General features: G+C 68.0%; 6 protein-coding genes. 2 read left to right on the forward strand and 4 right to left on the reverse strand.

Annotated elements, in window-relative coordinates:
- Positions 1-25: 25 nt before the first annotated feature.
- Together KUV67_04890 and KUV67_04895 are read left to right on the forward strand one after the other, a co-directional pair.
- Positions 26-2,020 carry a tetratricopeptide repeat protein gene (locus KUV67_04890; GenBank protein ID MBY6204204.1) on the forward strand — a complete coding sequence of 665 codons (1,995 nt, stop codon included), beginning with the start codon at positions 26-28 and terminating at the stop codon, positions 2,018-2,020.
- Complete coding sequence (locus KUV67_04895) at positions 2,017-2,451, forward strand: hypothetical protein (GenBank protein ID MBY6204205.1); 435 nt, start codon at positions 2,017-2,019, stop codon at positions 2,449-2,451. Before KUV67_04890 ends, KUV67_04895 begins: the two co-directional genes overlap by 4 nt.
- Positions 2,452-2,475: 24 nt before the next feature.
- On the opposite strand, the gene KUV67_04900 is transcribed toward KUV67_04895, so the two are convergent.
- The 4 genes from KUV67_04900 to KUV67_04915 all read right to left on the reverse strand — a co-directional run bounded on the left by KUV67_04900 (position 2,476) and on the right by KUV67_04915 (position 16,288).
- Positions 2,476-3,558, reverse strand: a complete 1,083-nt coding sequence (locus tag KUV67_04900) for a hypothetical protein (GenBank protein ID MBY6204206.1) — start codon at positions 3,556-3,558, stop codon at positions 2,476-2,478.
- Positions 3,559-3,648: 90 nt separating this feature from the next.
- Complete coding sequence (locus KUV67_04905) at positions 3,649-5,967, reverse strand: beta-propeller fold lactonase family protein (GenBank protein ID MBY6204207.1); 2,319 nt, start codon at positions 5,965-5,967, stop codon at positions 3,649-3,651.
- Between the two features lie 2 nt (positions 5,968-5,969).
- Positions 5,970-14,513, reverse strand: coding sequence for a hypothetical protein (locus tag KUV67_04910; GenBank protein ID MBY6204208.1), 8,544 nt, complete (start codon positions 14,511-14,513; stop codon positions 5,970-5,972).
- A gap of 47 nt (positions 14,514-14,560) precedes the next feature.
- Positions 14,561-16,288 (reverse strand): hypothetical protein, encoded by a 1,728-nt coding sequence (locus tag KUV67_04915; GenBank protein MBY6204209.1) that lies wholly within the window; start codon positions 16,286-16,288, stop codon positions 14,561-14,563.
- Between the last annotated feature and the right edge of the window lie 2 nt (positions 16,289-16,290).

The following is a 16,290-nucleotide window of genomic DNA, read 5'->3' on the forward strand; positions in this document are numbered from 1 at the left end:
ACCGGTGAACGGACACGACTTCCGAATGCGCCAGCGAACCCTTCCGCTTCAGTGGTGGTTGTACGAGCTTCGCCGGCGTCACGTGTTCCGCGTCACCGGCGGCTACGTGGTCGCCTTCTGGGTCGTGCTGCAGGTGGCCGACGTGGTACTTCCCGCGCTCCAGGCGCCGGCCTGGTCCATGCCCCTGTTGATCGCGCTCGGCATCGCCGGCATCCCGGTCGCCGCCGTGGCGAGCTACGTCTGGGACATCACGCCCGACGGCGTCCGGCGGACCGATGAATTCACCGGAGCCCACGAAAGTCCGCCCAGCGTCGCTCCGCGCTGGATCGACTACCTGATCATCGCCGCCTTGCTGGTGGTGCTCGCGTTCGTCCTGTTCAACCGGCCCTCGCCGGCACCGCTGACGCTCGGCAACTCGGTCGCCATCCTGCCGTTCAACGACCTCAGCGAAGACCAGGCGAATCGGCACCTGGCCGACGGGATCGCCGAGGCGGTGATGGACCGCCTGACCCGGGCGCCCGACATCGTCGTCGCTGCACGGACATCGTCCTATGCGATGCGCGATTCCGAGCTCGACGCGCGCGAGATCGCGCAACGGCTGGACGTCGACGCACTGCTGGAAGGCAGCATCCAGCGCGCCGACGGCCGCATCCGGATCAACGCGCGCCTGATCGACGGCCGGCGCGGCAACCAGGTGTGGAGCCAGCGCTACGATGCACCGGTCGCCGAGGTCTTCGAGGTCCAGGACGAGATCTCGCAGGCCATTGCCGAAGTCATGCAGGTGCAGCTGCTGACCATCGGCGGCTCCGCGCTCGAAACCGAGAGCACGGAAGCCTACGACCTCTACCTGCGCGCTCGCAGCGATCTTCGGGTGGCAAGCACCGACGAGGCGATCGTGCGCGCGATCGATCGCTTCGAACGAGCCATCGCGCTGGACCCGGAATTCGCCCCCGCTGCGGCCGGATTGTGCCGGGCGCTCTGGGAGCGCTACGAGTGGACCCGCGATCCGGACACGGTGCAGCCCGCCACCGAGCAGTGCGAGGCGACCCGGGCGGCGTTTCCCGACAGCGTCGAGACCCGGATCGCACTCGGTGAGCTACGGCTCGGCACCGGTCGACCGGCCGAGGCCGAGCGCTCGTTCCGCGATGCGCTGGACCGGGAACCGAACAACGCCGAGGCCCGTTTCGGGCTGGCCCGGGCGCTGCGCGACCAGGGCCGGCTGCTCGAGGGCGAGGAGGCAATCCGCGCGGCGATCGCGCTGGACCCTGCCTACTGGCGATTCCGTCGGGAGCTGGGCATCAACAAGACCTACCAGGGCGAGCTGGCCGAGGCGATCGAGTCGCTGACGGTCGCGGCCCGGCTGGAGCCCGATTCGCCGGAGACCCTGTACAGCCTCGGTGCGGCCCATTTCCTGAACGAGGACTTCCTGCTTGCCGGCGATGCCTTCGAGCGCTCGATCCGCATCGAGCCCAATGCCCGCGCCTACGCGAACGCCGGCACGAACTACTTCATCGGACGCGAATTCAGCCGGGCCGAGGCGATGTTCCGGCGAGCGACCGAACTGGCACCGGACGACTATCGATGGACCGGGTTCCTGGCCTGGGCCCTGAGCGAGCAGGGTGACCGGGACGACGAGGCGGCCCGGTGGCACCGGGCCACGGTCGAGGCCGCGGCGGACCGGCTGGTGGTGAACCCGGCCGACGACGAAGCCATGGCCGCCCGGGCGCTCCACCTCGCCGCACTGGGCGAGCGCGAGGCCGCCCAGCTTGCGCTCGGCGGCCTGCCGGCCGTCGACGAGATGAACGACAACGCCCTGGTCGAGACGGCCTTCGCCTACCTCTACCTCGATCGGACCGAACAGTCGGCCGAGCTGTTCCGGACCGCGCTCGATCGCGGGGTCCCGCTGTTCCTGTTCGAGAACGAACCCCGACTCGACGGCGCCTGGGACGACCCGGTCTTCGCCGCCATCATCCGCTCGGGATCGGACCCGAGCTCCACTCCCGAGGAGAAGTCATCATGAGCCGATCGATTCCCCCCCGCTGTGCGTCGGCCGCAGTCGCCGTGAGCGCCCTGCTGCTGCTTGGCGGCTGCGCGCTGTTCCAGCCCGGACTCGTCAACTGTCCCGGCGCCTGCAGCATCGACCTCGACTTCCCGGCCGACCCGGGCAGACCGCCGGAAACGCCGAATCCCTATGTTCGGGTCGACGCCGGTGAGCAGGTCGAATTCCGCTCTTCCCAGGATGCGATCGTCGTGTTTCCCAAGGACACACCCTTCGTCGACGGCAGCGGCGATCCGGTCTACTGGTTCAAGTTCACCGGCTCGACCACGCTGACGGTCCGGAACGACCGGTCCACGACCTGCGTCTACGGAAACGGATGCAAGTACATGGTCATCGACGCGGCCAACGAGGATCGGCCGGTCCTCGACCCCTACATCATCATCGACCGCTAGCCGGGCCGGTCCGATGGCGGGGGGCTAGCGCCCCCGGTAATGATCCAGCGGCGGCTCGTCGCCGTGGCGCGCCCGGCGCTGCCGGCGGCTGGCCGAGTCCTCGAACTGGACTTCCAGGGTCAGGATGAAACGCAGGTCGGAGCGGCGCTCGCCGCGCTGCTCGTCGTAGGGCCAGGCGTATTCCGGCTGCAGCTCGTAGAACAGCCAGTCGCGCAGGAACGAGCGGCGGAAGCGGAAGTTCACGAAGATTTCCTCGGCCCGGAACTCCGGCCGGGTGTAGCCGAAGGCCCCGAGCTCGCTGCGAATGGCGGTGCGCCGGTTGAGCTGTCGGAAGCCGATCAGGCCGGATCGCCAGTCGACGCCGTCGGACGCCTCGGAAAAGGTCCCTCGACCGGTCAGGCGGACCAGCGTCAGGCGGTCGGGCAGCCACTCCCAGTCCGCCCGGGAAATCGTGCCGAAGCCGTCCTCGCGCTCCCAGAACGCGGTCTGCGTGAAGCGCGCGAGCGTGTTGTCGGTCAGGCCCCAGGTATGGCGTCCGCGACCCCGGATCCGGGGATTCAGGCCGCTGGTATTGACCTTGACCGTCCCATCCAGGTCGAACTGCGTCTGGCCCGTTTCCGACAGCAGGAACCGCAGCCCCAGGCGGGTCTGCTCGTCTTCGTTTCCGCGCAGGTCGTCGAAGCCCTCGTCGCCGTCGACCGAGTCGGTACTGCTGACCAGCAGACGGACGCGATCCGAAATGCGCGGGAGCGAGAGATTCGCCGAGACCCGGATGTCGTGCTCCAGGCCTTCACTGTCGTCCCAGATCAGCGAGTTTCGAATGCGGAAGAAGCTGCCGACGGGGGTTTCCTCGGCCGCGCGCGACGAACCGAAGAAGCCGTCGAACCAGGCGGCAGGTTCACACAGCTTGCGGCTGAGGTAGGCGTGGGTCTGGTCGAGCCAGCTTTCCGGCCGGTCCTGCGCATCGCGGCAGGACATTTCGGTGATCTCCTCGATCTCCTCGCGGCGATCATCGGGATCGCGCTCGGGCGAGTCCTCGTCGGCGGCCGCCGGTCCGGCCAGTTGCGCGGTCAGGACCGCGAACAACAACCACCTGGAAACACGCATGGAAACAGGACGCTCCGTACGACAACCCAGAGCGGAGCATAGCGTAAAGCGGAGGCCTGCCGCGCCCCGCGGCGCGGCAGGCGCGCGGGATCAGGGGTCTTCCATACCGTCGAAGAACACGATGTCCAGCGAGATCCGGCTCAGGACGAGCAACGCGTTGTCCTCGTTGGCGACGACGTACAGGAATTCGTTGTCCGCGCTGGCGTCGACGTCCGTCGGCCCGGCCATGTGCAGTACGCTGCCCTGGTCATCGAACAGCGTCTGGCGAACGACCAGGTCGCCCGGTTGCAGGCCGTCCTCTTCTTCCGTCAGGCGGCGGAAGATCGTCAGGCTGTCGTCTGCGAATCCGGTGACGAACACTTCGAGACCGTCCGGCGACATCGCCAGGCCCTGCGGCCCGCCCAGGCCCGGCACCTCCGGCACCTGCTTGGCGATGACCCGGCGCAGCGTCAACGCGCCGGCCGCGTCGCGGTCGAACACGGTCACCGCGTTGTCGTTCTCCGCGGTCACGTAGAGCTGGTCGCCGTCCGGGCTGATCACCAGGTCGAACGCGCCGTCCAGCCCGGTGATGCCGGCCAGGCCGTCGCGCAGGGCGGTCACGTAGTTCAAACGGCCGTGATCCGGACTGCCGAGGGCGGTATCGCGCTCGAACACCTGGACCGCGTCGCCGAAGCGCGATGCGACATAGACCTGCTCCCCGTCGGGCGACTCGACGATGCCCGAGGGCCGGCTCATCGCTTCGACGACGCCCCCGGCGTCGTCGGGATCGTCGACCCCGCTCACCTCGGCCTCGAGGAAACTCAGGCCGCCCGTGACCCCGTCGCGGGCGAACACCGCGATGCCGTTGGCGTCGGCGCCGGCGGCATAGACGTGATGGCCGTCGGCCGAGACCAGCAATCGACGGACGCCGGCCAGGCCGGCGTTGGCCTGGGACGCCGACGGTGTGCTCATCTGCCCGTCGACCTGGTTCTCGACGAAGCTCAGGGCGCCGCTGCCGGCATCGCGCGCGAACACCGCCACCGCGTTATCTGTGCGCGAGGCCACATACACCGACTCACCGTCCGGGCTGACGCGAACATCCAGCGGGCCGCCAAGCAGCACCTCCTCGAAGCCCGGCGTGCTCGTCGAATACTGGGTGCCCAGCGTGAGTTGCCCGCTGAACTCGTTGCGAACGAACAGCAGCACCGTGTCGAGCGCCTCGCTCACCACGTAGGCGTGCTGGCCATCCGGGGACAGCGCCAGCGCCGTCGGGTCGGCCAGGCCGGTCACGTCCTGCTGGTTGACCACCGATTGCTCGACCTGCACCGCAGGACGGAACGCCCGGTCGATGATCAGGCCAAGGCCGCGGTCGTCGTCGATGAGCAGGTTGAACGGATTGTCGAAGGTCAGGAAGAAGCTCCTCGGCGGCAGGGCATTCGGCGCGTTCAGCACCGGCACCTGGATGACCGCCTCGAGATCGCCCGCCGGGATCGTGATCGAGCCGCTGACCGGCGTGTAGTCCACGCCCGGCACCGCGTTCAGGGGCACGGTCTGGTAGTCGACGCGGGCCTCGAAGTCCGAGTTCTTCGACAGCCTCGGGCGGAACACCGCCGCGGCGGTCTGGCCGGCGGCCGGTTCGATCACCGTGACGTCGGCGATCTGCAACGTCGGCACATCGTCGTCGTCGATCAGGGTCGCGAAGGCCTGGGGACGCGTCGGCACACCGTTCTGCACGCCCACCACGTCGAGGATGAAGCGCTCCGTGTCCTCGATGCGCGTGTCGCCGCAGACCACCACACCGATCTGGGCCTCGGTCTGGCCGGGGCTGATCACCAGCTGCCGGTTGGATTCGCTCAGGTAGTCGGTCACGCCGTCCGCGCAGTCGACGCCGCCGGTCGCGGTATCGTCCAGGGTCTGCCAGAACAGCACCACGTCGTTGCCGTCGGTGGTGTTCAGGGTGACGTCGAACACCGCGGTCTTGGTCCCGGCGTTGCCTTCGAACAGGGTCTGGTCGGAGATCGAAAGGCTGGGCCCGGTGCCGAGATTCTGCGGATCGATATCCAGCCGCACGGCGGTTCCCTCGTCGCCGACCGTGGTCTCGGCGGCCAGTTCACCGGCAATGTAGATCTGGATCGGGTCGCCCGGGCGGGCACGGCCCTCGACCCGCGGATCGACGGCGTCCATCGGGATGCGCAACGCGTACTGGTCGCCGAGCCGCTGGTCGCGACCGAGCTCGTAGCGGACCAGGACCTCGCCGGTCGCGATCAGGTGCAGCTCGATCAGGTTGCCCGGCGCCGCCGGATTGCCGTAGAGCGAGGCGTTGCCGTAGATCACGTGGTCGGGCGCATCGATTCGCGCGTCGGCCGGCGTGACCAGCAGGGGCGTCGCGAGCGCGGTCGTCAGGATCGCTTTCAGGATCGTCGATTTCATGATCACAGCCCCGAGTAGGCGTAGGTCTTGAAGAAGATCAGGATGTCGCTGACACCCTGCCCGTCGCGCTCGTTCGAGCCCGGAACGAGCTGGCCGTTGATGAACGTTTCCAGCCCTTCCTCCGGATCGGCCAGGAACGTGCCGCCCGGAATGATCAGCAACCAGCGGCGGTTCCATACAGAGCGTCCGACCAGCCGGCTGTCGGCGACCACCTGCGAGTCGTCGAACGGCTCGGTGAAGTGGTAGGCCGGGAAGCGGCCGTAGCGGCGGATGTCGGTCGGCGAGCCGGAAATGTTGTCGACGATCGGCAGCCAGTCGAAGCGTTCCAGGTCCTGCTGACCGACCGGGAACGGGATCGGGATCACCTGGTCGACCACCTGCCACTCGCGGGTCCGGAAATCGTCCGCGGACGGCGCGCGAAGCACGTCGGCGCCGGACGGGAACAGGTAGATCCGCGGCGTCTGGGCCAGCGGCAGGTCGGCGTAGTCGCCGAACCAGGTGCCGACGGAACGGATCCGGGTCGCGAACTGGCTGGAGTCGTAGCTCGAATCCCCCGAGCCCAGCTCCCAGCCGAAGAAGTTCAGGCCGAAGGTGACGTTGGTCGTGAACTCGAGCACCAGGGCGGGCTGCGGCCCGGCCGACTGCGGCGCGAAGGGGCGCGCGTACTGGCGGAACTCGGGCACGGTCCACAGGTCGTCGACCCGCGCTTCCTCGAGCTTCCTCCGCCACAGGGCATCGCCCTCCGGTCCGTCCGGGATCCGGAACAGTTCGCGACGGAGGGAGAAGCGATTGGTCTCGACCTGCGGGTTGTTGAAGCCCATCTGGCCCTTGAGCACATCGAAGTTCAGCTGCAGCTGGGCGATCGAGTCGGCCAGGCCCGGCGTGCCGGGCATCGGCTCACCGCCGATCAGCTGGCCCAGGTTGCGCTGGCGCACGATGTCGGTCAGGAACTGCTGACCGGCCTGGTTGTCGGTGCCCAGCAGGTTGGTCTCGTAGTCGTAGGCGGCCGCGGCCAGGTACACGTAGCGTGCGGCCAGGTCGAAAGCGGCCCGGTACTTCTGCAGCGCGTCGTTGCGGAAGATCCGGAACGCCAGGTCCTGGTAGCGGTATTCCTGGATCTCCGCCGCGCCCTCGCGACGGAAGGTCAGCAGGCTGTCGTAGGCGCGCAATCCTTCCGCGAGGGTCGCCTGGTAATCGCCGACCAGCTGCTTGATCGCCTCGACCCGGGCGAAGACTTCGGCGCGCGCCAGCGGCTCCTTGCGGATCAGCTCGTCGATCACGCCCTTGGTGTTGAACAGGTCGAGATTGGTGTCGTTGATCTGCGTGCGGATGCCGGACAGCTGTTCGACGTCTTCCTTCGAGGCGTCGGTCGCGCTGGCGGCAATGCTCAGGCCGTCGGCGACCGATTCCAGGGTGAACGCGGCGACGTCGCCGGTCAGACGCAGCGGGCAGGCCGCGGCCTTGGCCGCATCGGTGCCGACGGCGAGACCGCCGATGAACAGGGTCGGGATGCACTCCGCGGTATTCGATGCGAAGCGGTTCAGGAATGCCGCCGCCCGGTTGGCCACGGTTGCCACCCCGTTCATGGTCTCCGTGGCGATCGTCAGGTCGCGCAGCGTGCCCCGCGTGTCGTTGGCGATGTTGAGATTGCCCTGCGCGATGTCGAAGGTCGCCTGGACCGTGTCGATCTGTGCCTCGATCTCCAGCCTCAGCTGGTCGTACTCCAGCATGGCCTGGCGCAGCGCGATCCGCGCCTGCAGCATCTGCTGCAGGATCTGCTGCAGACGTCCCGGGGCGCGCCGCTGGCCGGTCCAGCTCTCGGGCTTGGTGAACCACAGGCCGATGTCCGGCGACTCGATCGTGGTGTATTCGACCTCGAGACTGTCGGCCCCGGAGATATCGAGCTCGCCCAGCGCGCAGCCGGCGGCGAAGGCGTCGAATTCGCAGGGGACCCCTTCGTTGCTGACGTTCGGCGTTCCCGGCGGGGCCGGCGCCATGTCGAAGAAGTTGATGCCGTTCGCGGCCGGCTGGTACACGCCGGTGAACTGCTTGACGCGCGCGATGTTGCGGTTCTCGAGGCCGCCGTCGAAGTCGAACAGCGTGCCGGCCAGTTGCGGCACGTCGACGTACATGTAGTGATACAGGTCCGGTCCGTTGTAGCCGGCCGGGTACACACCGCCGGGACCGATGTCGTCGGCGTAGGGGTAGCCGAAGATCTCGATCAGCTGGTTCGAGAAATCGGACTCCTGCCCGCTCGCGGCACGCGCGAGGTCGTCGACCTCGTTCTGGTTGCGCCGCATCTGGTTGGTGAGCTGGTTGGCGTAGTCCCAGACGTTGACCGCGTTCTCCAGCGCGGCCAGCGCGCGATCGGCCACCTGCTCGAACTGGGTCTTGTTCTGTCGATCCAGCACCGAGGGATCGATGTCGAAGGGCACGACGCCGGTCGCGAGACCCAGCGGGTTGAGGCCGGCGTCGGCTTCGTCGACCTGGCCTTGCACGGCCTGGTAGTTGGTCGCGATCTCGCCGAGTTCACGGATGGTCGTCCGGTCGATGCGCTCGATTCCGACCGCCGACGGGTCGTCCTCCTCGCTCGGCAGGATGGAATTCGCGGTCACCCAGTCGAAGTACGCGCCCATGCCGGCGCGGCGGCCCCATTCGGACAGGCCCCAGGCCCGCTCGGCATTGGTGTCCGTATAGCCCTGGTACTGGCCGGCCGGATCGTCGACGTAGCGCGACCGATAGGTCAGGTCGACCAGCTCGGCGCCGGCCTTGGCCTTGGCGGCCGCGGTCTTGGCGAACTGCCGCTCGTCCTCGTAGTCGACGTTGATCGCCACGCCCGCGACCAGCAACGACTCGATGCGAGGATCCCAGGTGTAGAACGGGTGACGCAGCAGGTCGTAATAGATCTTGTTCGCCGTCAGGTAGTGCCCCCAGGCGTCGCCGTGGCCCTGCGGGAACATGATCCGGGCGTCGAACTCGTCGATGACGCCGTCGAAGTTCTGGTCCGAGATGTTGTAGCTCTGCTGGTAGGCGACCTCGCCGTCGCCCTGGGTGAAGTTCCAGAACAGGCGGTTGTAGACCGGCGACGCGGTGACGGGACCGTTCGTGGTGTCGCGACCGCGCAGCAGGACCAGTTCCTCGTCGAGCAGGGAAGCGAGCTGGTTCTGGAAGTTGTAGATGCTCGGCGCCAGCGAGAAGCTGCCGTCATTGGTCGTGATGCCGATGGTCGGGTCCTGCGCGTCGGCGTAGGCCTCGTTGCCGAGCAGCGTGTAGAACTCGACCAGGCGCGAGGCGACCAGCAGGATCGCGTTGTTGGCCGGCCCGTAGTTGACCGGCGGCGTGCCGTCGACGGACAGCTGGAGCGCACGGCGCATCACCGTGGTGTAGGCCTCGATCAGGCCGATCGAGTTGAGGTTGTCCGGATCGTTGTTCAACGCGATCGGGCCCTCGTAGCGCTCGCCGAGCTGGATCAGCATGCTGGCGAAGTTGTTGGTCGCCGCCTGGGCGAAGTTCTGCACCCGGGCTTCGAAGGGATTCAGGCGACCCAGAACGCGCTTGACCCAACCCTCGGCCAGCTGGGCCAGCGGCTCGGCAGCGGTCCCGCCGGGGCTGCCGGACCACAGGCTCCACTCGGTCTGGTTCTCGCAGCCCGGCAGGCCGCGGTAGCGGGCCAGGTACCAGTTGTCCGAGAGCGTCTGGATGTTCGCGCCCTGGATGGAGATTTCCACCGCGCCCTGCGGGTCGTCGACGGGGAACTGGATCCAGCCGTTGAGCTGACCGGTCTCGGGCACCGGTACCTCGGTCGGCGGGCTGCCGGTGACGTCGGGGGCGAAGAACCACTCGAACTCCAGCGCATCGGGATCGCCGCCGAAGTCGCCGCTGTGGCGCAGCACGAGCTGCTCGTCGAAGATGTTCTCCGGCGCCAGGACGTTGACCTGGCCGAGATACGGAGCCGGCCCGATCTGCGGCGGTCCCTCGGAGAACAGGCAGCCGACCTCGATCACTTCGAGGCTGACCGGCAGCGGCGCCAGCGCGGGGTCGTTGTTGAAGGCCACGGTCATCAGGCCGCTGCCCTGGGCGGCGCCGGCGGTCAGCGCCGGGTTGACGCCGCTGGCCTGGAACGGCACGAGCACGCCGTTGCCGGCCGGGTCGTCGTAGCCGATCAGCACGTCGCCCGCGTTGACCGCGCGCGACTGCTCGCAGACGCGGTTGCGGTCGATGTCCAGGCGCGAGATCAGGCAGATCTGCTCGATCCGCTGCGGGTTGCGCGAGAGGCGGAACAGCGCTTCGACGGCCTGGTCCCAGGTGCAGCCGGAGCCCGGCGTCAGGCAGTCGTTGGTGTAGGCCTGGGCTTCGAAGCCGTCGCCGCCGTCGAGGGTCTTCAGGATCTGTCGGTCGCGGCGCGACAGGACGTTGAGCAGCAGGAAGGGCTCGCCGGCACCGGTCTCGTCGAACAGGCCGGTGAGGATCAGGCGCTTGTTGATCGGGTCGTAGCGCAGGCGGTCGCGGATCGACACGGGCAGCTTGATCTCGCCGTCGAGCGAGCCGACGATGGCTTCGCTGCCGTCGGACTGGAATTCCTTGGCAACGTTGGACGGGATGGCCGGCAGATAGACGATGCGCGGGTTCAGCGGGTCGATCAGCTGGGCCAGCGTATTCGAAGGCAGCGGGTTGACCGTGGTTTCCTGGATCTGGTCGTAGACGACTTCGACGGCCGCCTGGTTGTAGATGTCCGGCAGGCCGCGCTTCGGCGTCAGCAGCGTTTCGCCGGCGGTGAGCAACGGCCGCTCTTCCGGCCAGCTGATCTCGTAGGTCACGCTGATCGGATCGCGCGACGACGGCGTGCCGCCCTGGTCGGCGGGCAGGCGGGCCAGCCAAGGCACGCAGGCCTGGCCGACAATGTCGTTGACGTCGTTGTTGTCCAGGTCCGAGAAGAACCCGGGCTGCGCGGGGTAGTAGTACTGCACCGCGCCGGTGCCGGCGGACTTGGCCCAGAGCTGGGCCGAGTAGTCCTGGAAGAACGGCGGCGGCGGCTGCTCACCGGCGGCCTGGCCCTCGACGAAGGTCTCGGGGCAGTTCGGCAGCAAGCGGACCGGGTACGGCGGCGACACGGTGGTCGCGGCCGTGCCGTTGAAGCGGAATTCCGAGAAGCCGGCACCGGTGGCGTCGACGCGGAACACCCGGAAGCGCCACTCGAGCAGCGACTCGTCGAAGAACTTGTACAGCACGTACGGGTCGGAGGCCGCGGCCTGGTCGCTCTCCAGGTTGGCGCCGAAATCGGAGCGCAGCGCAAACGCCGCGTTGACGCCGCTGCCGATCGCCGACGGGGCCATGAAGGCATGTTCGTCGTTCGGGTTGTAGCCGGGCTGCGCGCGTTCGTTCTGGATGTAGATCCGTCCGGAGGGATAGAGCAGCGGGTCCAGCGGCTGCTGGCCCAGCACTTCGCTACCGAGCTGGCTGGCGATGATGATCCGCTCGGGATCGAAGGGCCAGCGCGGTTGGTAGCGGACGGTCTTGGCCGGCCAGTACACACCCTTGGCGTTGGCGCGATACCAGGCCACGGCCAGCTCGCGGCCGGCGTCCTGCGGACGCGAACGACTGACGCGGTTGACGGGGATGATCGGACCGGTACGGCCGGTCCGGTTGTAGGCCGCGTCCGGCCCGAAGCCGTCGTAGTAGGCCAGTTCGTTGACCACGAAACCGTTGCGGTTCGGCTCGTTGTGGAACGGGTCGGTGATCGGCTGGCCGATCTCGGCATCGACGCCGTCGATGAACAGCGGAACCGCCTGATACGGCAAGGTGCGAACGACCTCGACCACGGTCGGGTATTGCAGCGGATCGATCGTCGGCCCATTGACGTAGACGATCGACGCGGTCCCGGACTGGGTGGCCGAGAACTGCCCGGCATTGTTGCTCGGGTTGCTCGACCCGGAGGCCGGCGAGACGACCTCGAGCACCTTGTAGTCGCCCGTCGCCGGCTCGGCCTCGACCGGCGCACCGACCACGTGGACCTGGAAGCAATCGCTGGTCACGATGTCGCTGCACGGCTCGGGCGGCCAGGCGATCGCACCGAGGCTGACCACGCGGGCGTCGCTGCCCGGCGGCTGGCCCTGGATGCGCCAGTGGACCTCGATCGAACCGAAGGGCTGCAGCGGGATCAGGCGCGCGTCCTGGCCCTGGGCGCGGGTCCAGGAGAAGATCTTGTTGCCGATGGCGTCGAAGGACACGCCGTCGACGAAGAAGTCCGGGGGCAAGGCGACGTTGTCGACCAGCGCATTGGGCGGCGGCGTCAGCGGCGTCCCGGCGAACCAGGCCTGCTCCTGGAAGAATCGCCCGTCCGTGCCGAGGTTGACCGCAAAGCCGTCCGACTCCTGCTGCGCGACCAGGCTGTCGACGGGACCAAAGCGCGCGACCGACTCGAAGCGACCCGCGACGTAGAGGGTCGAGAAGCCGTCGGTCGAGATGTCCAGGCCGGCATCGCTGCCGCTGCCGCCGGCATAAGCGGGAATGCCGAAGTTCGGATCGCTGTCGTCGTCGTTGACCTCGCCGCCGCCGGTCGCCCAGCGCAGCGGGGTCCCGCTGGGCGGATAGCTGACGATGAAGGCATCGCTGCTCGGATTGCCGCTGGCATCGAGGGTCGAGTTCAGCCCGCTATCGACCGTGAAGTCGATCCGGTCGGTGAATTGACCGGTGGCGTAGATGTTGCCGGTGGCATCGACGGTCAGGCCTTCGCCGCTGCCGCCGTCGGCGGTCTGCGCCCAGGCACAGCCCAGATCGTTGAAGCGCAGCGACGCGACGTACATGCCGCTGCCGGTCAGCGTTCCGCAGGCGCCGAGGACCGGCGAGCCCGAGCGGGTGCCGGTGATCACCACGCGGTCGTTGGCCTGGTCGATCACCATGTCGCCGATCGTCAGGCCCAGCGTCAGGTCGTTGGAGGTATCGAAGGTCGGGCCGGACTCGCTCAGGACGTCGTTGACCGGCAGCAGGAAGGGCTGGCCCAGGGGCACGGTCTGGACGCGCACGTCGTCGACGTGCCACCACGGAACGCCCGCGTCGTCGTACTGGTAGTTGATGCTGCTGCAGCTGCTGGTCGTGGACGTGACGATGCCGTTCCAGATCGTCTGGGTCGTCGTGCAGCTGTACGAATAGGACGGCACCGTGCCGCCGCCGCCGTTGAAGTAGAAGCGCAGCCGGAATCCGGGGTGGAACGCGTCCGGGTCATCGAGCACGAACGCGTTCTCGTCCTGGAAATCGAAGCGCTGGCCCGCGGCGCCGATCGCCGGCAGACGGTTGCCGAGGCGGATCCAGTCCCCGAAGCGGTCCAGGTACTGGACCTCGAACCACTGGCTGCTGAAATAGGGGGCGTAGGAATAGACGGCGCCGGCGTCGTAGTCGACGGAGGTCGTGGTGGTACGGACGATGCAGGTAAAGATGATGCAGGGCACGCTGACGTCCGAGGTGGACGTGACCACGCTGAAATCGCTCGGGTAGTTGGCGCCGCGGTAGGCATCCAGCTCGATGATCAGCGATTGCGCCGTGCTCGTATCGACGATCTCCGAGAACGCGGAGACCGCGTTCTGGCGCAGACCGAGCATCCGCGAACCGCTGAGCACGTTGTCGGGATCACCGCGGGTGATGGCATCGTAGGGGAAGGTGTTGTCTGAGCGGGTCCAGCCGCTCGGCAACGAGGTACCCGACGTACTGTTGAAGTCCCGATTGATCACGGTCTGCAAACCGCCGACGACCTGCGATCCTGCCAGGATCACCTGGTTCTGGTCGTTGACCGCGAGCTCCGTGACCTCTTCGAAGCCGGTGGCGTTGCTGCCGCGGTCGGCGGCATAGACCGTCGCGCCGTTGCTGGCATCGAAGCGCGCGAGGTAGAGATCGGAGCGGCCCGGGAAGCAGTCGCCACGAGACAGGGAGACGACCGTGCCGCCCGCATCCTGGCCGAACGAGGCGTTGCACTCGTAGACGCCCCCGACGAGAACCGACTCGGGCACCGGCGGAAACACACCGGAGTCGCCGGGAAGGGCCAGGACGCTCGTGGCGCCCTCGATGCCGGTACCGGTGATCGCGCGGGACCACTTCCAGAGGCCCTGGCTGTCGATCTTGGCAACGTAGCCGTCGACCAGGCCGGCCGGCCCGAGCGTGCCGCCGCCGACGCCGATCGTTCCGGTGAACGTGCCGACCACGTAGGCCGCGTTGGCCGCGTCGAGCGACAGATCGACGACCTCGTCCTGCAGTGGGCCGCCGAGCGATTCGATCCAGAGCACGTCGCCGGCCTGGCTGATCCTCGCGACATAGACATCCTGGAGCCCCTCGCTGACGACGTTGCCGCCGGCGGTTTCCAGCGTGCCGCTGAAGTGACCCGCGACGAACACGTCGCCACTGGCCGAGGCCTCGACCACGACGACTTCGTCGAAGCCCAGGGACCCGAACGCGACCGGCCACTCGGCGTGGCTCGTGCTGGGTAGGGCCGCCGCGAGCGCAACGACGCCGGCAGCTGCCAGGGCCCGGATCGGAGTGTTGGAGTGCGGATTGCTCATGCCAGGGGTCCTCGAACGGCGGTGTCGTTGCTCATAGGAGTCTCGGCTCACTGATTGAGCACCGGCACGGCGGAGATGCGCCGCAGCCGGAACTCGCCGGATGTGAAGATGGTGTTCTTGTGCAGGCCGGTGATCGATTCCTCGAATTCCCCGCCCACCAGCGTCTGACCCCAGCCCGGCGGCGTGCTGCCGGTCGGATCCTCGACCAGGAAGTTGAGGCGCATTTCGCGAACCACCTGGTAGGCCTCGATGCGGGGGTTCAGGAACTGGGCGTCCTTGTTGTCGTGGTCCGGGTGGTACCGGTGCAGGAACGGGTTGGTCGGCAGGTCGGACTCGATCACCAGCGTGGTGGTGATCTGGTTGCCGGGCCCGAACTCGCCGTCGAACAACAGGCTGTCGGACGGGAAGTCGTAGGCCACGGTGCTGAAGCGCTGGCCGACCGATCGCCCGCCCCGGTTCACCGCGCCCGTGTACAGGCCGATCAGCGCGGGATCGGTGATCAGTACGTAGCGGCCCGGCTCGTCGACCTCGAGCATCGAGGGATCTTCGTCGCTGGGAATCAGCGTGCCCTCTTCCCACATCTGGATCACGTCCTTGAGCAGTCGGACCTGGCCGCTGCTGTCGACGTGGATCAGGAATCGCTGGGTGAAGGTCTGCGGTGCATCCGTGGGCGTCACGCCGCCGAGCTGCGATTCGCTGACCGCATCCACTTCCACCTCGCCGATCCAGAGGCCGGCCAGGCTCGGCGCGCCGCTGCCCTTCGCGTCGCGCACGGGCGCGACGAAGGGCTGCAGCGTGTTGCCGCCCACGTGCAGGAACATGCGCTCGCCGAACTCGTCGGTGATCTCGAGAATCTCCTCCATCCGGCTCGCGGTGAACTCGCGCCGTACGGCACCGAGGGTCAGGAAGACGTCCTCGCGCCCGTCGGCGGTCAGCGGCAGCACGGACGGCAGGAACGGCCAGCCGACCTCGCCCGTGTCCGGGTCCTCGTTGCGGAACGACAGCGGCATGCCGACCCCGCCGACCCGGCGAACGAGGAACGACCCGGGCAGGTCGCTGCGGTTGCGGACCACGATGCGGATCTCGTCGAGCGCGGCGGCGAATTCCATCGATTCGCCCTGGTCGAGCACCACGTCGAGACGCCCCTGGTAGCGCGAATTGCCCCGGGTGAAGATCCAGTAGGCTTCGCCGGACTCGATCACCGTCGCCGCCGGATCGACCGGCTGCCAGCGGCCGTCGTCGTCGAGCTGGTAGATCGGCTGGCCCGCGTGATTGCCGGAGTTGGAGAAGAACTCGGCGAAGGTCGGCGGATCGACGTCGGCGACCGGCAGCCCGGTCAGCGTGAAGGAATCGGTCTGCCAGCGCAGGGGGACCAGGACCGGACGACCGACCAGGTCGATCTGGTGCGACTGGCTGCCCTCGATATGGACCAGGTACGCGGTGTTCGCGTTGATCCGGAACAGGTTGGTCAGGAAGGCTTCGGGCCGCGGTTCCGGGAACCAGGCGAACCAGCCCTCGATGTTTTCCAGGCCGTCGGCCGGGTCCTCGACGAAGCGCGCTTCCGCCCCGGTCGGCAGCCAGCGCCAGACGCTGGCGACCGGGATATCGGCGAACACCGTGGCCATGCGGTTGTCCTGCGGCTCGATCTCGACGTGGATGGCGTTCCATCCCGGCTCGAGCGTGAGGGTCTGGGTACGCGTGGCCACCTGGGCGACCGCGGCGGTGCCTGCAACGAGCAGGGCCAGCGCGACGAGGGTCTTCATTCTCACGGACATGG

It is taken from the genome of Halomonas denitrificans (genome assembly GCA_019800895.1).
Taxonomy (GTDB): Bacteria; Pseudomonadota; Gammaproteobacteria; order Xanthomonadales; family Wenzhouxiangellaceae.